This window comes from Methylobacterium sp. Leaf91 (genome assembly GCF_001422815.1).
GTDB lineage: Bacteria > Pseudomonadota > Alphaproteobacteria > Rhizobiales > Beijerinckiaceae > Methylobacterium.
This window is the reverse complement of record NZ_LMMP01000006.1, coordinates 59748-78766: the sequence shown is the minus strand read 5'-3', so window position 1 is coordinate 78766 and position 19019 is coordinate 59748. Positions and strand designations below refer to the sequence as shown.

The 19019-nt window shown below is 69.6% G+C and carries 18 protein-coding genes and 1 pseudogene; 14 read left to right on the top strand and 5 right to left on the bottom strand.

All coding sequences use genetic code 11. The features are described from left to right. The gene (locus ASF32_RS07470; RefSeq protein ID WP_056425755.1) at positions 1-1203 is read right to left on the bottom strand and encodes an FAD-dependent monooxygenase; all 1203 of its coding nucleotides are present in this window, start codon (positions 1201-1203) and stop codon (positions 1-3) included. 196 nt (positions 1204-1399) lie between these two features. Here ASF32_RS07470 and ASF32_RS07465 point away from each other — a divergent pair, with 196 nt between their 5' ends. Continuing rightward, positions 1400-2791, top strand: a complete 1392-nt coding sequence (locus tag ASF32_RS07465; protein WP_056425752.1) for a GntP family permease — start codon at positions 1400-1402, stop codon at positions 2789-2791. 109 nt (positions 2792-2900) lie between these two features. Then, positions 2901-3665 (top strand): alpha/beta hydrolase, encoded by a 765-nt coding sequence (locus ASF32_RS07460; protein WP_056425750.1) that lies wholly within the window; start codon positions 2901-2903, stop codon positions 3663-3665. Between the two features lie 222 nt (positions 3666-3887). On the opposite strand, the gene ASF32_RS07455 is transcribed toward ASF32_RS07460, so the two are convergent. Then, positions 3888-4091 (bottom strand): hypothetical protein, encoded by a 204-nt coding sequence (locus tag ASF32_RS07455; RefSeq protein WP_056425746.1) that lies wholly within the window; start codon positions 4089-4091, stop codon positions 3888-3890. A 193-nt stretch (positions 4092-4284) separates the two neighbouring features. Between ASF32_RS07455 and ASF32_RS07450 the strand changes: the two genes are divergently transcribed. The 3 genes from ASF32_RS07450 (at position 4285) to ASF32_RS07440 (ending at position 6316) form a co-directional block, all read left to right on the top strand. Next, positions 4285-5259, top strand: a complete 975-nt coding sequence (locus tag ASF32_RS07450; protein ID WP_056425743.1) for a quinone oxidoreductase — start codon at positions 4285-4287, stop codon at positions 5257-5259. A gap of 144 nt (positions 5260-5403) precedes the next feature. Then, positions 5404-6036 carry a bifunctional nicotinamidase/pyrazinamidase gene (pncA, locus tag ASF32_RS07445; RefSeq protein ID WP_156467720.1) on the top strand — a complete coding sequence of 211 codons (633 nt, stop codon included), beginning with the start codon at positions 5404-5406 and terminating at the stop codon, positions 6034-6036. 73 nt (positions 6037-6109) lie between these two features. Next, positions 6110-6316 carry a hypothetical protein gene (locus tag ASF32_RS07440; RefSeq protein ID WP_056425741.1) on the top strand — a complete coding sequence of 69 codons (207 nt, stop codon included), beginning with the start codon at positions 6110-6112 and terminating at the stop codon, positions 6314-6316. 90 nt (positions 6317-6406) lie between these two features. Here the strand turns inward: ASF32_RS07440 and rimO are convergent, their stop codons facing one another. After that, complete coding sequence (gene rimO / locus ASF32_RS07435) at positions 6407-7750, bottom strand: 30S ribosomal protein S12 methylthiotransferase RimO (RefSeq protein WP_056425738.1); 1344 nt, start codon at positions 7748-7750, stop codon at positions 6407-6409. 271 nt (positions 7751-8021) lie between these two features. On the opposite strand from rimO, the gene pabB reads away from it, so the two are divergent. Genes pabB through ASF32_RS07415 form a run of 4 tightly spaced genes read left to right on the top strand, consistent with a single transcriptional unit; the run spans position 8022 to position 11272 of the window. After that, on the top strand, positions 8022-9419 hold the full coding sequence (gene pabB / locus ASF32_RS07430; RefSeq protein ID WP_056425735.1) for an aminodeoxychorismate synthase component I: 1398 nt from the start codon (positions 8022-8024) through the stop codon (positions 9417-9419). Further along, entirely contained in the window at positions 9416-10018 is a 603-nt protein-coding gene (locus ASF32_RS07425; protein ID WP_056425731.1) for an aminodeoxychorismate/anthranilate synthase component II, read from the top strand. Before pabB ends, ASF32_RS07425 begins: the two co-directional genes overlap by 4 nt. After that, complete coding sequence (locus ASF32_RS07420) at positions 10005-10850, top strand: aminotransferase class IV (protein ID WP_056425728.1); 846 nt, start codon at positions 10005-10007, stop codon at positions 10848-10850. The genes ASF32_RS07425 and ASF32_RS07420 overlap by 14 nt, the downstream gene beginning before the upstream one ends. After that, the gene (locus ASF32_RS07415) at positions 10823-11272 is read left to right on the top strand and encodes a DoxX family protein (protein WP_244478068.1); all 450 of its coding nucleotides are present in this window, start codon (positions 10823-10825) and stop codon (positions 11270-11272) included. Before ASF32_RS07420 ends, ASF32_RS07415 begins: the two co-directional genes overlap by 28 nt. A gap of 37 nt (positions 11273-11309) precedes the next feature. Here ASF32_RS07415 and mazG read toward each other — a convergent pair whose 3' ends face one another. Further along, the gene (mazG, locus tag ASF32_RS07410) at positions 11310-12140 is read right to left on the bottom strand and encodes a nucleoside triphosphate pyrophosphohydrolase (RefSeq protein WP_082470338.1); all 831 of its coding nucleotides are present in this window, start codon (positions 12138-12140) and stop codon (positions 11310-11312) included. 728 nt (positions 12141-12868) lie between these two features. Here mazG and ASF32_RS07405 point away from each other — a divergent pair. Next, a complete protein-coding gene (locus ASF32_RS07405; RefSeq protein ID WP_056425726.1) occupies positions 12869-13987 on the top strand; it encodes a replication protein RepA in 1119 nt (372 codons plus the stop codon). Between the two features lie 89 nt (positions 13988-14076). Beyond that, positions 14077-14547, top strand: coding sequence for a winged helix-turn-helix domain-containing protein (locus ASF32_RS07400; protein ID WP_056425723.1), 471 nt, complete (start codon positions 14077-14079; stop codon positions 14545-14547). 3 nt (positions 14548-14550) lie between these two features. Here the strand turns inward: ASF32_RS07400 and ASF32_RS07395 are convergent, their stop codons facing one another. Beyond that, positions 14551-15249 (bottom strand): DJ-1/PfpI family protein, encoded by a 699-nt coding sequence (locus ASF32_RS07395; protein ID WP_056425720.1) that lies wholly within the window; start codon positions 15247-15249, stop codon positions 14551-14553. A gap of 83 nt (positions 15250-15332) precedes the next feature. On the opposite strand from ASF32_RS07395, the pseudogene ASF32_RS07390 reads away from it, so the two are divergent. The 3 genes and pseudogenes from ASF32_RS07390 to ASF32_RS07380 all read left to right on the top strand — a co-directional run bounded on the left by ASF32_RS07390 (position 15333) and on the right by ASF32_RS07380 (position 18985). Beyond that, positions 15333-16360, top strand: a pseudogene (locus ASF32_RS07390) (GlxA family transcriptional regulator). Positions 16361-16505: 145 nt separating this feature from the next. Further along, positions 16506-18245 carry a glycosyltransferase family 39 protein gene (locus ASF32_RS07385; protein ID WP_056425717.1) on the top strand — a complete coding sequence of 580 codons (1740 nt, stop codon included), beginning with the start codon at positions 16506-16508 and terminating at the stop codon, positions 18243-18245. Further along, on the top strand, positions 18242-18985 hold the full coding sequence (locus ASF32_RS07380) for a glycosyltransferase family 2 protein (protein ID WP_056425714.1): 744 nt from the start codon (positions 18242-18244) through the stop codon (positions 18983-18985). The genes ASF32_RS07385 and ASF32_RS07380 overlap by 4 nt, the downstream gene beginning before the upstream one ends. Positions 18986-19019 lie beyond the last annotated feature (34 nt).

Here is a 19019-nt window from a genome sequence, read left to right as displayed (position 1 = left end):
TCACCGCATCAGAGCGGGGGCGCCGAGGCGCGGCAGCACACCCTCGCGCATGACGACGCGGCGCAGCGGCCCGATCGTGGTCATGGCCAGCAGGCCGAGCCCGCGCAGGGCATCGACGGGGATCAGAGAGCTGAGCAGGCTGCGGTTGAGCGTATCCACCGCAGCCGTGCGCAGGCGGGCATCCAGTGCCCGCGAACAGGCGAACCCGGACAAAGCCTCGCGCGAGCCCGGATCGCGGCCGTCCGAGGTCGCAGCCAGGACGCTGTCGCGCAGCGCCGCGGCATCGCGCAAGCCGAGATTGAGCCCCTGCGCTCCGATAGGCGGAAAGGCATGGGCCGCCTCGCCGATGAGCGCGATGCGAGGCCCGACCGGGGAGGCGACGGAGAGGCCCCGCATGGGAACGAGCCCGCGCGGCCCGTCGATGCGCATGGCACCGAGCATGGCCTGGGCCTGGTTCTCGATGGCGCGCGCGAGGTCGGCATCCTCCAGTTCGGAGAGGCGACGCACCGGTCCCGCGCCGGTGACCCAGACGAGGCTGGAACGATGCCCGCCGGGGAGGGGGACCAGGGTGAACGGCCCCTGCCGGGTATGGAATTCGGTGGAGACGTCCCGGTGCGGGCGCTCATGGGCGAGCAAGGTGGTGATGGCGGCCTGCGGATAGGACCAGTCCTTGGTGGCGATGCCGGCCTGCTCCCGCATGCGCGAGCGGGCTCCGTCCGCACCGACGACGAGGCGCGCCGCGACTGCCGCCCCTTCCCCAACGAGGATCCGCGCCTCGTCGGCATCCCGTTCCAGCCCCACCGCGTCGCTCTCGAACAGAGTCAGGCCGGGAGCCGACCGGGCCTGCGCTCGCAACGATTCCACGAGGCGGGCGCTCTCCACGTTCCAGCCGAAGGCGTCGAGGCCGATTTCGGTGGAGACGAACCGGGCCGGCGGCGGACGGAACAGGCTGCCGGTATCGTCGACGATGTGGAGTTCGGCCAGGGGTGCCGCATGCGGCGCCACCTCCGCCCAGGCCCCCAGCGCGCGGAGGAAACGCACCGATCCGTCGAGGAGGGCGACCGTGCGTCCGTCGGCGACGGGGGCGTGGCGGCCGACGAGGGCCGTGGCGATGCCCTCTCGGGCCAGGGCCAGGGCGAGACCGAGCCCGGCCGCGCCTGCGCCGACGACGGCCACGTCGAAACGGGGAGAGGACGGCTTCATGTCATCGCTCCTCGGCGAGGGGCACCCTCACCAGACCAGTCGAAGCGGCACCGACCGGACCGCTGCCGTTTCAAATAGGTGCCGTCCGTCTCGGGTCACCTCGCTGTGGCATTGCCACGCTGCGGCTTCTAGCATCAGCTGTGCGTCTCGACAGGGGCAGAGTGCCCGGAGGTTGCCCCATCATGAGAGCGTCGTCATGAGCCTCGCCATCGCGCTGCTGGCGCTCGGCTTCCTGATGCTCGTCGCCTATCGCGGCTTCAGCGTCATCCTGTTCGCCCCGGTGGCCGCACTGCTTGCCGTGCTCCTCACCGACCCGTCCGCCGTGCTGCCGGTCTTCTCCGGCCTGTTCATGGAGAAGATGGTCGGCTTCGTGAAGCTTTACCTGCCGGTCTTCCTCCTCGGCGCGGTGTTCGGCAAGGTCATCGAACTGTCGGGTTTTTCGCGCTCCATCGTCACGGCAGTGATCGATCTCGTCGGCCCGCGCCGGGCGGTGCTCTCCATCGTGCTGGTCTGCAATCTGCTCACCTATGGCGGCGTCTCGCTCTTCGTCGTGGTGTTCGCGGTCTATCCGTTCGCGGCGGAAGCCTTCCGGCTGAGCGAGATCCCGAAGCGCCTCATCCCCGGCACCATCGCGCTCGGCGCCTTCTCCTACACGATGGACGCGCTGCCCGGCACGCCGCAGATCCAGAACATCATTCCCACCACCTTCTTCGGCACCAACACCTGGGCGGCCCCCTGGCTCGGGCTGATCGGCGCCGCCTTCATCCTCGTCGCGGGTGTCGCCTATCTCGACCGGCGCATCGCCTCGGCCAAGGCCAGGGGAGAGGGCTACGGCAGCGGCCACAGCAACGAGCCGACGCCCGTCTCCGACGAAGCCCTGGCGCATCCCCTGGTGGCGCTTCTGCCGCTCGTCGTGGTCGGTTTCTCGAACCTCGCCTTCACCGCGCTCATCCCGCGCCTCTACGGGGCGAAGACCGAGACCATGCTTGCGGGGCTCGACAAGCCGATCGTCACGACCCTGTCCTCCGTCACGGCGATCTGGGCGGTGGAACTGGCGCTGCTGGCCGGCATCCTCACGGTCTTCGTCTTCGCCTGGAAGCCGGTCTCGAAAAGCTTCGCCGAGGGCAGCCGCGCGGCGGTGGCGGGCTCGCTGCTCGCCGCCATGAACACCGCCTCCGAATACGGGTTCGGCGCGGTCATCGCGGCCCTGCCGGGCTTCATCGTCATCCGCGAGGCACTCTCCGCGATCCCCAATCCGCTGGTGAACGAGGCGGTGACGGTGACGGCGCTCGCCGGCATCACCGGCTCGGCCTCCGGAGGGCTCAGCATCGCGCTCGCCGCCATGTCTTCCACCTTTATCGCGGCGGCCCAGGCCACCGGCATCCCCATGGAGGTGCTGCACCGGGTCGCCGCCATGGCGAGCGGCGGCATGGACACGCTGCCCCATAACGGCGCGGTCATCACCCTGCTCGCGGTGACGGGGCTGACCCACCGGCAGGCCTATGCCGACATCTTCGCGATCACGCTGCTGAAGACGAGCGCGGTCTTCCTGGTCATCGGGGTCTATTACCTGACCGGGCTGGTCTGAGGCGGGCCGGAGGGCGATCATCCCGGCGGGCAGAGTTTCGAGCCGCGCCTGGACTTTCCCCGCGAAGGCGCGGTCAATACCGAATCTGTCGCCGTCAGAGGAGCCCCCGATGGATCGCCGCTCTTTCCTGAGGCTGTCCGTCGCCGCGTCAGTCGTCCCGCTTCTGCACGGCCCAGCTCTGGCCGCACCGGTCCCGCGGGCGCGCAACGTGGTCCTCGTCCACGGCTTGTTCGCCGACGGGTCGTGCTGGTCGGAGGTGATCGGGCGGCTGCAGGCGGCGGGGCTCGATGTCACCTCAGTGCAGAACCCGCTGACCACCCTCGACGAGGCGGTGGCCTCGGTGCGGCGGGTGCTGGCGCGGCAGGACGGGCCGACCGTGCTCGTCGGGCATTCCTTCGCCGGAATGATCATCACGGAAGCCGGCATCGCCCCCAACGTGTCGGCCCTCGTCTACGTGGCGGCACGCGCCCCCGATGCGGGAGAGGATTACGCCGCCCTGGCCAGGACGTTTCCGACACCGCCCGCCACGGCCGGCATCGTCTTCGACGACGAGTACGGACGTCTCGGCGAAGCGGCCTTCCTGCGGGATTTCGCCAGCGACCTTCCCGAGGCGAAGGCGAAGGTGCTCTACGCGGTGCAGCAGCCCTTCGCCAAAGCGCTGCTGGCGGGCAGGACCACCCAGGCGGCCTGGCGATCGAAGCCGAGCTTCTACGCGGTCTCGACGGAGGACCGGACGATCGACCCCGCTCTCCAACGCTTCATGGCGAAGAGGATGGGCGCGACCACGATCGAGGTGACGGCGAGCCACCTGTCCCTGATCTCCCAGCCCGACACGATCGCGAGGCTGATCCTGGACGCCGCCGGCCGACCCTGACCATCGTCCGGGGGCAGGGCGGATCGAGACCCGCGCCCTGCCGTTTGCCGACCGCCGGGACCTGTCCTATCGTCCGATGCGGCGATGCCGGATCATCGCCGGGACAGGAGAGGTCACATGGCATTCTTCATCGGGATCGCAGGTCCCTGGCTGGTTCTCGCCGTCCTCGACCTCCTGGCGATCCGCCGCGACTTGGAACTGTCGCGGATCCCGTGAAAGACTTCAGCCTTCCGGCTCCTCGACGATCTTCAAGGTGAGTTGCGTGAACGGCCTGATTTCCCAGGCGATCCCGGCCTTGAACATCATCACCACCCGGCAGCGGTACATGACCTCGAAGGCGGGAAGGCCCGGCTCCGGCTGGAACACGAGCCCCGCGACGACGGCGGGATCGTAATCGGCGGGCCTGATCCAGACGATCTCTTCCATGGAACGCTGCCACCCTCCGTCGCGGTTGCCGGGGAACGCCGCCGCCCGGCCTCTCTCACACGAGGCGGGCGATGTTTCGCAATGGCCATGCCGCCCGCGCCTCCGGCCGGGCACCTCAATCGGCAGCGCCGGACTTGCCCCTTAATACCGGCAGCTTATGTCGCGTCCATCGGACAGACGAGGAGTGACGACAATGCCCAAGGCGATCCGGGTCTACGAGTATGGCGAGCCCGAAGTGATGCGTTACGAGGAGGTGGCGGTCGGCGAGCCCGGCCCCGGCCAGATCCGCGTCCGCCAGACGGCCATCGGCGTCAACTTCATCGACATCTACTTCCGCTCGGGCGCCTACAAGGCGGCTCAGCTCCCCTTCACCCCCGGCAAGGAGGGCGCGGGCGTCGTCACCGCCATCGGCGAGGGCGTCACCGGGTTCCGGGTGGGTGAGCGCGTGGCCTACGGCTCGGCCGAGGGCACCTATGCGGAGGAGGTGGTGATCAATGCCAGCGCCGCCGTGCATCTCGCCGACGGGGTCGATGACGACACCGCCGCGGCCATGATGCTGAAGGGCCTCACCGCCGAGTATCTCCTGCACCGCACCTGCCCGGTGAAGCCCGGCGACACGATCCTGTTCCACGCCGCCGCCGGCGGCGTCGGCCTCATCGCCTGCCAATGGGCCAAGCATATCGGCGCCACCGTCATCGGCACGGTGGGCTCGGCCGGGAAGGCGGAACTGGCGCGGGCCAATGGCTGCGATCACGTCATCCTCTACCGCGACGAGGATTTCGCCGCGCGGGTCAGGGAGATCACCGACGGCAAGGGCGTTCGCGTCGTCTATGACGGCGTCGGCAAGGACACGTTCCCGGCCTCCCTCGACTGCATCGCCCCGCTGGGGATGTTCGTGAGCTTCGGCTCCGCCTCGGGCCCGGTGGAGAACTTCAACCTGGCGGTGCTGGGCCAGAAGGGCTCGCTCTTCGCGACGCGTCCCTCCCTGTTCGCCCATGCGGGGACGCGGGCCACCCTCGATTCCATGGCCGAGAACCTGTTCGGCGTGGTGGCGAGCGGCGCGGTGAAGATCCCCGTCCATGCGCGGGCGAAACTCGCCGACGCGGTGCAGGTGCACAAGGATCTGGCCGGACGCCAGACCACGGGCGCCACGATCATGACCCCGTGATCCAAGAAACTCCGGATCCAAGAAACTCCGGATCCAAGAAACTCCGGATCCAAGCATCCCCTGATTCAGGCGTCTCGTGATCCGAGTATCCCGTGATTCAAGGATACCGCGATCCCGGGATCACCCGACGACAGGACGAAGCGAATGATGACCCCAGGTGAGCGCGACCTTCTCCTGGTGGTCGACGTCCAGAACGACTTCCTGCCCGGCGGAGCCCTCGCGGTGCCGGACGGCCATGCGGTGATCGCGCCGATCAACCGCCTCGCCGCCCTGTTCCCGCATGTGGTCCTGACTCAGGACTGGCATCCGGCCGGGCATGTCTCCTTCGCGTCCAGCCATGCCGGGCGACATCCGTTCGAGACCATGGATCTGCCCTACGGCCCACAGATCCTGTGGCCGGACCATTGCATCCAGGGCTCGCCCGGCGCGCGGCTCTCCGACGAGTTGCATGCCGACCAGGCCGAGCTGGTGATCCGCAAGGGCTACCATGCGCATACGGACAGCTACTCGGCCTTCCTCGAAGCCGATGGCGTCACGCCCACGGGGCTCACGGGATACCTGCGCGAACGCGGCGTCACCCGCCTGTTCCTCTGTGGCCTCGCCACGGATTTCTGCGTCGCCTGGAGCGCCCTCCACGGACGGCGCGCGGGGTTCGGCATCGTCGTGGTGGAGGATGCCGTGAGGGCGATCGACCAGAGCGGCTCGCTCGCCCGCGCCTGGGACGAGATGGACCGCGCCGGGATCACCCGGATCGACAGCGCGTCCATCGATTCCTGATGCGGCACGATACCCGGTAACTTGGCCGGTGGGTGCCGCGTTGACGGGTCATCGCAGCTGTGATGGAGCGCTCATGTCCAACAAGCACATGAAGACCGACGTCCCGACCGATGCGGACCTCAAGGGCAATCCCGGAATCGGCACCTCGAAGGGGATGACGATGTCCGGGGGCGACCCCCGTGATCTCGAAGGCGAGTCGACCTTCGAAGGCGATGTCGACAACGAGACGACGCCGGAAGGCGGCATCGATCCGAACCACCGCCCGCGCAAGAATTCCTGACGAGCAAGAATTCCTGACGGGTCAGGAACACCCCGGCTAACGAAGAAAGCCCCGCCGGTCGCGGCCGGTGGGGCTCATTGGTGGGCGGTGTCAGACCGCGCTGCCGTAGAGGTCGTAGGCGTCGGCCCGCTCGATCTTCACGGTGACGATGTCGCCGACCCGCAGCGGCCGGCGCGAGGTGACATGGACGTTGCCGTCGATCTCGGGCGCGTCGTATTTCGAGCGGCCCTTGGCGATGCCGCCCTCGACGGCATCGATGATGACCGGCAGGCGCTTGCCCACGCGCGCCTTCTGCAGACGGGCCGAGACACCCTGCTGCGCCTCCATGAAGCGGCGCTTGCGCTCGGCCTTGAGTTCCGGCGGGACGAGATCGCCGAGCCCGTTGGCTACCGCGCCGCCCACGGGCTCGTATTCGAAACAGCCGACGCGCTCGAGCTTGGCTTCCCGGATCCAGGTCAGCAATTCCTCGAACTCGGCCTCGGTCTCGCCGGGGAAGCCGACGATGAAGGTCGAGCGGATGGCGAGGTCCGGGCAGATCTCGCGCCAGCGCCGAATGCGCTCGAGCTGTTTCTCCTGGTTGCCCGGCCGGCGCATGCGCTTGAGCACGGACGGGCTGGCGTGCTGGAGCGGCATGTCGAGATAGGGCAGGATCTTGCCCTCGGCCATCAGCGGGATGACGTCGTCCACGTGCGGGTAGGGATAGACGTAGTGCATCCGCACCCAGGCGCCGAGTTCGCCGAGTTCGGCGGAGAGATCGTAGAACTTCGCCCGCACCTCGCGATCGCGCCAGGGGCTCGTGGCGTATCGAATATCGATGCCATAGGCGGAGGTGTCCTGCGAGACCACCAGCAATTCCTTGACGCCGGCCTTCACCAGCTTCTCGGCCTCGCGCAGCACGTCGCCGGCCGGCCGGCTGACGAGGTCGCCGCGCAAGGACGGGATGATGCAGAAGGTGCAGCGGTTGTTGCAGCCCTCGGAGATCTTCAGATAGGCGTAATGACGCGGGGTGAGCTTCACCCCCTGCGGCGGCACCAGATCGAGGAACGGGTCATGGGCCGGGGGCACCGCCTCGTGCACGGCGGCGACCACCGATTCGTAGGCCTGGGGCCCGGTCACCGCGAGGAGGTTCGGATATTTCTCGCGAATTTCCTCGGGCTGCGCGCCCATGCAACCGGTGACGATGACGCGGCCGTTCTCGGCCATGGCCTCGCCGATGGCCGAGAGCGATTCGGCCTTGGCCGAATCGAGGAAGCCGCAGGTGTTGACGATGACGACGTCAGCCCCGTCATGTCGGCGTGCGAGCTCATAGCCTTCCGCCCGCAGATGCGTGAGGATGCGCTCGGAATCCACCAGCGCCTTGGGGCAGCCGAGGGAGACGAACGAGATCTTGGGCGCGGCTTTCGCCGGGGTCGGAACGGTGACGGGTACGGTCATGGTCGCTCGTCGGTCGCGGCCGAGGAAAACTCGACCGGCCGTGATTCTCGGGGCGGAGGGTGCCGGGTTGCAGCCTTCCTATACGCTCATCCTCGCGCGGTTGCGAGGGCGGCGGTTCCGGGCACCATGCCGCCAGCCTCCACGGCCCATGCAGCCCGCGCGGCTTCCGTCGGACCGCGACCCGTGTCACCTGTGGCGCGTCATCAGGAAACCATGCCGCAGGAGGGGCCCGTGTCCCAGCCCGCGTCAAGCTCTTAAGTCCGACAGCATCATGTGGACCCGCGAGATCCCCTTCATCGATCCCGTCGCGGCGGCCGAGGCGTTCTCGTCCCTGCCGGGACTGGCCTTCCTCGACAGCGCCATGCGCCACGAGACCCTGGGGCGCGTCTCGATCGTGGCCGCCGATCCGTTCGGGCGGTTCCGCTACGCGAACGGCCGCGCGACGCTCGACGGACGCCCGCTCGAGGGGTCCGGCCTGGAGGCCCTGCGCGCCTGCCTCGCGCCCTACCGGATGGCGGGCGACGAGGGATTCGGCTTTCCCGGCGGGGCCATCGGCTATTTCGCTTACGATCTCGGCGCCTGCCTGGAGCGGGTGACGCCGCCGGCCCGCCGCGCCGGCCTCACCGACGACATCGCCTTCAATCTCTACGACACGATCCTCTCCATCGACCATGACAGCCGCACCTGCCGGCTCGTCGCCAACGGCTTTCCGGAGCTGACGGATTCCGCCCGCGCCGACCGGGCGCGGGCGCGGCTCGACCGTTTCGCGGAGTTGCTCGCGGGCGGCGGCGGCGCCCGGACGAGAGCAGAGGCCGCGCCCCTCGCCTGGCGCTCCAACTTCACCAGGGCTTCCTACGAGGCGGCGGTGGAGACGGTCCGCGACTACATCCGGGCCGGCGACATCTACCAGGCCAACATCGCCCAGCGCTTCGAGGCGGCGCTGCCGACGGGATACGATCCCTTCGCGCTCTATCACCGCCTGCGTGAGACCAACCCGGCGACCTTCGGCGCTTATCTGTCCTTCGACGCTCTCACCATCGCGTCGAGCAGTCCCGAGCGCTTCATGAAGCTGCAGGGCAGGGCGGTGGAGACCCGGCCGATCAAGGGCACCGTGCGCCGGGTGGAGGATCCCGCCGAGGACCGGGCTCTGGGCGAGGCGCTCCAGGCCAACGTCAAGGAGCGGGCCGAGAACATCATGATCGTCGATCTCCTGCGCAACGACCTTTCGCGGATCTGCGAGCCGCACAGCGTCAAGGTGCCGGTCCTGTGCGGGCTCGAATCCTACGCCTCGGTCCACCACCTCGTCTCCGTGGTGACCGGGACCCTGCGCCAGCGGCTCGACGCCATCGACCTGATCGCCGCCACCTTCCCCGGCGGCTCGATCACCGGGGCCCCGAAACTGCGCGCCATGGACATCATTACCGAGATCGAGGGTGATGCCCGCGAGCTCTATTGCGGGGCCATCGGCGCCATCGGGTTCGACGGGTCGCTCGACACCTCCATCGCCATCCGCACCGTGTTCATGGACGAGGCCCGCGCCGTGCTCCAGGCCGGGGGAGGGGTGACGCTCCTCTCCGACCCGGCCGCGGAGTACGAGGAGACCCTGACCAAGGCGGCGCGAGTCTTCGCCGCCTTCGAGCCCGACCGGAACGAGGGCGAGGCGTCATGATCCTCGTCGTCGACAATTACGATTCCTTCGTCTTCAACGTGGTGCGCTACGTGGAGGAGCTCGGCCAGGAGGTGAAGGTGCTGCGCAACGACGCCGTCGACGTCGCCGGCATCCGCGCACTCGCCCCCGAGGCGCTGATCCTCTCCCCCGGCCCCTGCACCCCCAACGAGGCCGGCGTGACCCTACCCGCCATCGAGGCCCTGTCCGGCGAGATCCCGATCCTCGGCGTCTGCCTCGGCCACCAGGCCATCGGCGCGGCCTTCGGCGGTCGGGTCGAGCGGGCGGCGCGGCCGCTCCACGGCCAGGCGACGGCGATCCGGCATGACGGGTCCGGCCTGTTCGCGGGCCTGCCCGACCCGATGCAGGTGGGCCGCTACCATTCCCTCATCGTCACGCCGCAGCCGGGCATGGACGAATCCCTCGTCGTCGATGCCGTATCGGGGGAGGGCGAGGTGATGGCCCTGTCGCACCGGCGCCACCCGACGATGGGCGTGCAGTTCCACCCGGAATCGGTGCTGACCGAGAACGGCCACGCGGTGTTCGGCAACTTCCTCGATCTGGCGCGCCGGTGGCGGGAGAGCCGCGATGCTGTGGTTTGACGGTGTCCTCCACGAGGGCAGCCGCCATGTTTTCGACCTCGCCGACCGGGGCCTGACCCTCGGGGACGGCCTCTTCGACACGGCCCTCTGCCTCGGCGGCCGCCTCGCCTTCCATGAGGCGCATCTCGCCCGGCTCGCCACCTCGGCCGAGGATTTGGGATTCTTCATCGACCGGGAAGCGGTGGGGGAGGCGATGCGCCGCGTCGCCGCTGCCATCGGCGACGGCGCGCTCCGCACCACGATCACCCGCGGCTCCGGCCCGCGCGGTCTCGCCCCGCCGGAGCCGGCCCGGCCGGTCTGGTGGATCGCCGCCACGCCGCGCCGGGCGGGGTTGGGTTTCGCGCCGGTCTCGCTGCATCCGAGCACGATCCGCCGCAACGAGACCTCGCCGGCCGCGAGGATCAAGACGCTGGGCTATCTCGACGCCATCCTCGCCGCCCGGGAGGCGAGGGCGCTGGGCTTCGACGAGGCCCTGTTCCTCAACACCAAAGGCCACTTCGCCTGCGCCGGGACCGGCAACCTGTTCGCAATCCTGGACAGGCGCCTCGTCACCCCGCCGCTGTCGGACGGCGTACTGCCCGGCATCGTCCGGGCGCAGGTTCTCGGCTTGGCGGAATCCCTCGGCATCGAGACCACGGAACGCTCCCTCGCCCTCGAGGAGGTCCTGGCCGCTGAGGCGGTGCTCATGACCAATTCCCTGCGGGGCCTCTCCCCCGTCACGGCGATCGGGACGACGGCGTTCCCCGGCGGGCACGAGACCGTCGCCGCGTTGAGCCACGCGCTCCGCCGCCTCATCGCCGAGGAATGCGGCGTCGCGCCGGAGGTGGCGTGAGGCCGGAGATCACCACGCCGGAGGCCCCAACGCACAGCCGCCTGCTCTCGCGGCTCGGCCTCGCCGCGCTCTATGGCGGCATCGGCCTCCTCCACCTCGCGGCCGCCGACAGGTTCCTGCCGATCATGCCCGATTGGGTGCCCTGGCCGAGGCAGGTCGTCATCCTGACGGGTCTCTACGAACTCGCCTGCGTGGCGGGCCTGTTCGTCGCGCGCACCCGCCGCGCCGCCGGCTACGCCCTGGCCGCCTACGCGATCTGCGTGTTTCCGGCCAATATCAAGCACGCGGTCGAGGGGATCTCCGTTCCCGGCCTGCCCGATAGCTGGTGGTATCACGGGCCCCGCCTCGCCCTCCAACCGGTTCTGGTCTGGTGGGCGCTCCACGCCACGCGGATCGTCGATTGGCCGTTCGGGCGGCGGTAGAGCGCGGGCGGGCGAACGGACCGAAGCCAGCCGGCGATCAGGCTTCCGAACGCTTCACCCGCTGCCAAGCGGCCTCCATAGCGGGAAGATTGGCCTCTTCCAGGCTTGCCCCATCCTCCGCGATCAAAGCCGCCATGGCGTGGAAGCGCCGCTCGAACTTGATATTCCCTCTTTTCAAGGAATATTCCGGGTCTATTCCGGAATGCCGGGCGAGATTCACCACCGCGAAGAGCAGGTCGCCGATCTCCTCGGCGAGGTGATCCGGGTCGTTCCGCCCGAGCGCGTCGGCAACCTCGTCCACCTCCTCGCGGATCTTGGCGACGACCGAGGCCGCGTCCGGCCAGTCGAATCCGTGCCGCGCCGCGTTGCGGCTGATCTTCTCGGCCCGGGTGAGGGCGGGCAGGGCCTTGGCGACGGAACCGAGGAGGTCGCCCCCGGCGTGTTCGGACCGCCCCGTCTTCTCCGACCGTTCCGCCGCTTTCGCCGCGTTCCAGTTGGCGTCGAGCTGCGCCAGGTTCAGGCGCTCGGGACCATCCGCCAGCAGCGACCCATCCGCCTCGAACACATGCGGATGCCGCCGGATCAGCTTGGCGCAGATCGTCCGGACCACGTCGTCGAAGGCGAAGCTCCCGGCCTCCTCGGCGACCCGCGCCTGGAACACGACCTGGAGCAGGAGGTCGCCGAGTTCCCCCTGGAGATCGGCGAGATCGCCACGTTCGATGGCGTCCACCACCTCGTAGGCCTCCTCCAGCGTGTAAGGCGCGAGGCTGTCGAAGGTCTGGACCTGGTCCCAGGCGCAGCCCCGTTCGGGATCGCGCAGGGCCGCCATCAATCGCAGCAGGGTCTCGATCGGGGCTTCGGATGTCACGGGCTCACCATGCTGGAGACGATCGGGGAGGGGGAAGGGCGCAGGTCCGGGCTCGGCCACGGTTAGGCCAACCGGTGGCGTCCCCTCAAGCCGGTGTCGCAGGGGGGCACGATCCATCCTCGTCTGTGCCGAACCTGTGGACCGGGAGAGGAGGAATTCTGGAAATTCCAAGATATCGATCAAAAAACCGTGCCGTCCGGTAAAGCGAACGACCCACCGACCCCCTTAGGAAAGATATCAGTAACCTCTTTTTAGAGAGTCAGTTCAGCAAGTTATATGGGACGGCGAATTCGCGTGTTCTCCCCGTAGGTTGAGACCCTTTCGCGTATCGAACTCTGCGCGAGGGCGTATCGAACTCTGCGTGGTGCCGTATCGGATTCTGCGCTGTCGCGGCCCCGGTCCGTATGCGATTCTGCGCCGATCCGTATGGAATTCTGCGGGGAGAACGGGGTTTGCCGGTGAAGTATGGGGATAGAACGGAATTCCGGCCCGTATCGAACTCTGCGTAGACCTCGCAAGGGCTGAGGGGCGGTCTCTTCCGGCGGCGGGATCGCCGCACGGGTGCGGCCCATCCCCCGGCTGCGGGGTTCCGTGGCCGAGCCCTTGGCCGAGCCCTTGGGCCGACTCCGTGGATTGTCGGGATAAGATCCGGCCCCGGCGACTCCTGGCCTCGGAATCGTGCGATGGCGGGAGTTCAGTGACCAGAGCCGCCGGTATCGATGACAGCCATGGGGATCGAGGAGAAGCTCGCCCAGATCCGTGATCCCGACCTCCTGGAGGAGGTCGAGGCCGGCCGCGGCAGCTTCCTGTTCGGAAGCATCGTCGAGCATATCCTCCATCGGCAGCGTGCCCGCGACGCCGAGGCGGCGAGCCTGCGCGAGGCCGCCGACATGCGCGGCGCCATGCCCCGCGACCGGCGCCGGCGCGACATGGTGCGCGAGGTCATCGAGAACGAACCGACCCTGCCGGAGAACCTGCAGCACATCCACAGCGTGCTGGCCCTGTGCGGCCTGCCCTATCGCGATCCGGGCGATGCCCGCGAGTTCTTCCGGGAATACGGCCGCAATTCCCTCAGCCTGCTGGCCGGCCGCCTCAAGAACCCGGTCAATGGCGAGATGGAGTTCCAGGGCCTGCCCTACGGCCCCAAGGCCCGCCTCGTCCTGCTGCATCTCTGCACCGAGGCGGTGCGCCAGCGCAGCCCCACCATCACGGTGGCGGACAGCCTGTCGGGCTTCATGAAGGAGATGGGATTTTCCGTCACCGGCGGCGAGCGCGGCACGATCCGGCAGTTCAAGGAACAGCTCAACCGGCTCGCCGCCTGTACCCTGCAGATCGGCCTCTGGGACGGCAGCGACAAGGCCAGCACCCTCAACGTGCCGCCCTTCCGCCAGCTCGACCTCTGGCTCTCGCACGGATCGGGGGAGGGGCAGGTCTGGTCGAAGACCGTGCAGTTCCACCAGGATTTCTACGACAACCTGATCCAGCACGCCCTGCCGGTGGATATCCGCGCGGCCCGCGCCTTCGCCGGCTCGGCCCGCAAGCTCGATCTCCTGTTCTGGCTCGGCTACCGCCTGCGCGTCCTGCAGCGCCCACTGCGGCTGACCTGGGCCAACCTGCACAGCCAGTTCGGCGCCGACAATGCCAGCATCCGCAGCTTCCGGCAGGCCTTCAAGGCCGATCTCGCCCATATGCAGGAGGTCTTCCCGAAACTGCCCGTCTCCCTCGACGAGGCAGGCATGATGCTCCAGCCCGCCCATCCGAGCGCCCTGCTGGTTCCGCCCAGGCTCGGCGGGGCGAAGGCGGGCGCATCCAAGGCCGGTGCGGCACGGCGCGCCCTCGCGGGCTGAGGCATCTTCCAAATATTCGAGAGGAATATTCCATCCCGGCACGCCTTCTGCTAGATATTCCATAATTGGAATATTCCAGAGGTGCCACCATGTTCCTGACGGAAGCCGAGGCCGAGGCACGCCTCTCCGACCTCTATCGTGAGCGGGCCCGGATCGAGCGGGCCATCGCCGACCTCACGCTCTTCCTCGATATCGGCCGCCGGATATCCGGGCCCGCCGGAGGGGCGGGAGATGGGCGGCGCGATCCGGCCCCGGTCGCCCCGCCGCCGGATTCGGCAGGCGAGGAGGCTGCGGGCGAATCTGGCGGCGACAGGTCGCAGGCCCGGCGCGAAGGCCGTCTCCTCATGGAGGCCGCCTCCGAGATCCTCGAGGAGGCGGGCCGGCCTCTCCACGCCTCCGAGATCCTGGAGGGCCTGACCCTGCGCGGCCTGTCGGTCCCCGGCATCGACCCGGTGGCGGCCCTCAACACCCGGCTGTGGAAGCGCTCGGGGCCCGACGGTCCGTTCCAGCGCCTCGGCGACGCGGTCTATGCCCTCGCCGCCGGGCCCGATGACGCATGAGGCTCAGAACCCCCCGTTCCGGGTGATCCCCGCGATGATCGTTTCGCGGGCGGCGCGCGAAGCGGCGAATCGCGCGCGGGCAGCCGCGACCACCTCCGGCGAGGCCGTGCCGGGATGGCCCGCCGAGAAGGGCGGGGCCGGCGCGTATTCGAGGGCCAGCTGGATCGTCTCGGCCTCAATCCGGCCCGCGAGCTCAGCCACCGCCGCGAGGGCGAAATCGAGGCCGGCGGTGACGCCGCCCCCGGTGATGATCCGTCCGTCGCGCACGATCCGCTCGTCGACCGGGATCGCCCCGAAGGCCGCCAAGAGGTCGAGGGCGCCCCAATGGGTGGTCGCGCGCTTTCCCCTCAGCAGGCCCGCCGCCCCGAGGATGAGAGCGCCGGTGCAGACCGAGGTGACCAGGATCGGCCGCTCGGCTTGGGCGCGCACGAAATCGAGCACCGGCGCGTGCGTCATCAGGGCGTTCACGCCGATCCCGCCCGGAATGCAGAGGAGGTCGAGGGGCGGGCAGGCGGTAAGATCCGTCGTGGGCGTCAGCGGCAACCCGGTGGCGCTGACCACGGTGGCGCGGTCGAGCCCGACGAGGTGGACGCGCGCGCCCGGCAGCGAGGCGAAGACCTCGTAGGGCGCGGTGAGGTCGAGCTGCTGCACGCCCTCGAAGGTCAGGAGGCCGATCTCGAAGCGGATCTCGGTCTGGGGCATGGCAAGGGTCTCCGGGAGGGGGCGGCAACGGAAAGGCCGCGGCTGGACAGGACCGACGATACCGGCGCACGCTGCCGGCCGACATGACCAAAAACCCTCCTATCCTGCCAAACCACCCGCTTCTGGAGCCGCCCCTCGCCGGGGCGATCATCACCGTGGCGATCCTGGCCTATCCGGGGGTGCAGCTCCTCGATGTAGCCGTCCGCTCCAGGTCTTTGCCACCGCCAACGACCTTTTCGTCGACGCCGGACGGCCATCCCCTTATCGGGGCAGCGTCGTCGCCGAGCGTGCCGGCTCCGTCGTCACCTCCTCGGGTCTCGCACTGACCGCCGAGGGTCTGGTTCCGGATTCCGGCTCCATCGACACGCTGATCGTCGCCGGCGGGCGAGGGGTTCATGCCCATCTCGACAATCCCGGCCTGGTCTCCTGGCTGTCCGGCCGGGCCGCCCGGTCGCGTCGCGTCGCCTCGGTCTGCACCGGGGCCTTCCTCCTCGGTGCGGCCGGCCTCCTCGACGGCCGCCGCGTGGTCACCCACTGGACCCGCTGCGATGCCCTGCGGGCCCTCTATCCGGCGGCGAGGGTCGAGGCCGACCCGATCTTCATCCGCGACGGCGCGCTCTGGACCTCGGCCGGGGTCACCGCGGGCATCGATCTCGCCCTGGCCCTGGTGGAGGCCGATCTCGGGCGGGAGACGTCCCTGGCCGTGGCGCGTCACCTCGTCGTGTTCCTCAAGCGGCCCGGCGGGCAGGCCCAGTTCAGCGCGGCCCTTTCGCTTCAGGGCGGCGACGACCGGTTCGGCCGCCTCCATGCCTGGATCGGCGAGAACCTCGCCGCCGATCTGACGATCCCCGCTTTGGCCGACCGGGCCGGGATGAGCCCGCGCAGTTTCGCCCGGCATTACCGCGCCGCGACGGGCCGCAGCCCGGCCGAGGCGATCGAGGGCATCCGTTTCGAGGCCGCTCGCCGGCTGCTGGAGGAGACCGACCTGCCGCTGAAGCGCATCGCCGAACGCTGTGGCTTTCGTGCCGAGGAAACCCTGCGCCGGGTCTTCCTGCGCCGGATCGCGACGACGCCCGGCGATTACCGCCGTCGTTTCGCTGCTTTTGCGTGATCCTGGCAGCGCTCCTCCGATGCGGGCGAATTTGACTTTCCCGGCCGCATCATCGACACCGCCGCCCGTCGCGGCATCGACCGATCGTCAAGGGCTGCCCGTCGGCCCGGAGCCGCCCCATGTCCGCCCCACTGCGTCCCGTCTCATGAGAACCGCCGATGCCGGACATGCCGTCCCGCCCGGCGATGGAGCGGGCTTCCTCGACAGGCTGATCGAGGCGGCCTCGGCGAGCCATGCCCGCGCCTGCGCCCTGCTCCTGGCTCTCTGCCTCGTCTGTTTCCTGCCGGGCTTCGTCTCGCTCCAGCCGATGGACCGCGACGAGCCGCGCTTCGCCCAGGCCTCGAAGCAGATGATCGAGACCGGCGACATCGTCGACATCCGTTTCCAGGGCGAGGCGCGCCACAAGAAGCCGGTGGGGATCTACTGGGTGCAAGCCACGGTGGTGAAGGGGGCCGAGGCCCTGGGGGTCGACCGGGCCCGCACCACCATCGCGCTCTACCGCGTGCCCTCGCTGATCGGCGCGCTGCTGGCGAGCCTGTTCACCTATTGGGCGGCCCTCGCCTTCCTGCCGCGCCGGGGCGCGCTCGTCGCCGCCGCCCTGTTCTCGGCCTGCATCATGATCTCGGCGGAGGCGCGCCTCGCCAAGACGGACGCCCTCCTCACCGCCTGCTCGGTCGCCGCGATGGGCGCGCTGGCGCGGGTCTGGCTCGGCCGGATCACGCCCGGACGGACGCGGGGCCGGCCCGATCTCACGACCGTGCTGGTGTTCTGGCTGGCCATGGCGATCGGCATCCTGATCAAGGGGCCGATGGTGCCGCTCTTCGTCGGGCTCGCCGCACTTGCGCTGTCGGTGAAGGAGCGGTCCGGCCGCTGGCTCATGGACCTGCGTCCCGGCCTCGGCCTCGGGCTGACCCTGGCCATCGTCGCCCCCTGGTTCGTCGCCATCGCCTGGAAGAGCGGCGGCGCGTTCTTCGGCGAGGCGGTGGGTCGCGACATGCTCGGCAAGGTGGGGGGAGCCGCCGAGAAGCACGGCGCGCCGCCCGGCACCTATCTGGCGGTGTTCTTCGCCACCTTCTGGCCGGGAGCCGCTTTCGCGGCGCTGAGCGCGCCCTTCGCCTTCGCCAACCGGCGCGACGATGCGATCGCGTTCCTCCTCGCCTGGATCGTGCCCGCCTGGATCCTGTTCGAGGCGGTGCCGACCAAGCTGCCGCATTACGTCCTGCCGCTGATGCCGGCCGTGGCGATCCTCACCCTCCTGGCCGTGGGGCGCGGCGCCCTCGATCCGGGCCGGCGGGGAGCCAGGGCCGTGGCCGCCCTGGTGGTGCTGATTCCGGTCGGCCTGACCCTCGGCCTCGTCGGGGTGGCCTGGACCTTCGACCACGTGATCCCCGTCGCCGGGCTGCCGCTGCTGCTGGCCTCCTGCGCCGCCGCGATCCTCGCTGTCGTGCTGTTCGCCCGCCGCCTGCCCGAACGGGCGCTGGCCTGCGCCATCCTGGCCTCGGCCCTGCTCTCGCCGGCGGTATTCGGCCTGACCCAGCCGGTGCTCGCGGCGCTTAAGGTCTCGCCGCGCCTTGCCGCCCTCCGCGACGGGCTGCCCTGCGCCGCCCCGAAGGTCGGCAGCCTCGGCTACCGCGAGCCGAGCCTCGTCTTCCTCATCGGGACGGACCTCGCCATGCTGAATACCGGGGCCGATGCGGCGGAGTTCTTGGCAGGGGGCGGCTGCCGCCTCGTCTTCGTCACCGAGCCGTTCCTGGACGAGTTCCGGCGGGCGGAGACACGCGCTAAGGATACCCCCGTCAAGGCTGCCCCGGTCGGCCGGGTCTCCGGCTTCAACATCAACAGCGGCCGGCGGATCGACCTCTCGGCCTATGCGGTGACCCCGTGACCCAAACCGACACAGCCCCCTCCACCCGCCTGTCCATCGTCGTCCCGGTGAAGAACGAGGCCGGCAATGTCGAGAGCCTCGTCACCGAGATCGAGCGCGCCTGCTCGGCCCTCGCCCCGTTCGAGGTGATCTACGTGGATGACGGCTCCACCGACTCCACCGGGGCGGTACTCGGCGATCTGCGCCGTACCCGGCCCTGGCTGCGCGTGGTCCGCCATGCCCGCAGCGGCGGGCAATCAGCCGCGATCCGCAGCGGCGTCGCCGTGGCGCGCGGCGCCCTCATCGCCACCCTCGATGGCGACGGCCAGAACGATCCGGCCTTCATCCCCGCCCTGGTGGCGGCCCTGGAGGAGGGCGGCCGGAGCACGGGCCTGGCCCAGGGCCAGCGCGTCGGCCGCAAGGACGGGCGCCTGAAGACCCTCCAATCGCGCATCGCCAACGGCGTGCGCGGCCGCATCCTCAAGGACGACACCCGCGATACCGGCTGCGGCATGAAAGTGTTCCGGCGCGAGGTCTACCGGGCGCTGCCCTATTTCGATGCGCTGCACCGCTTCATGCCGGCCCTCGTCGCCCGCGAGGGCTACCGCGTGGTCCATGCCGACGTGGTCGACCGGCCGCGCTTCACCGGGCGCTCCAATTACGGCCTGTTCGACCGGCTCTGGGTCGGGCTCCTCGATCTCGCGGGGGTGTGGTGGCTGATCCGCCGCAAGCGGCCCTCGCCCGAGGCGGTGGAGATCTAGACCTTTGTCGTGCCAAGCTCTTTTTTCGCCGAAC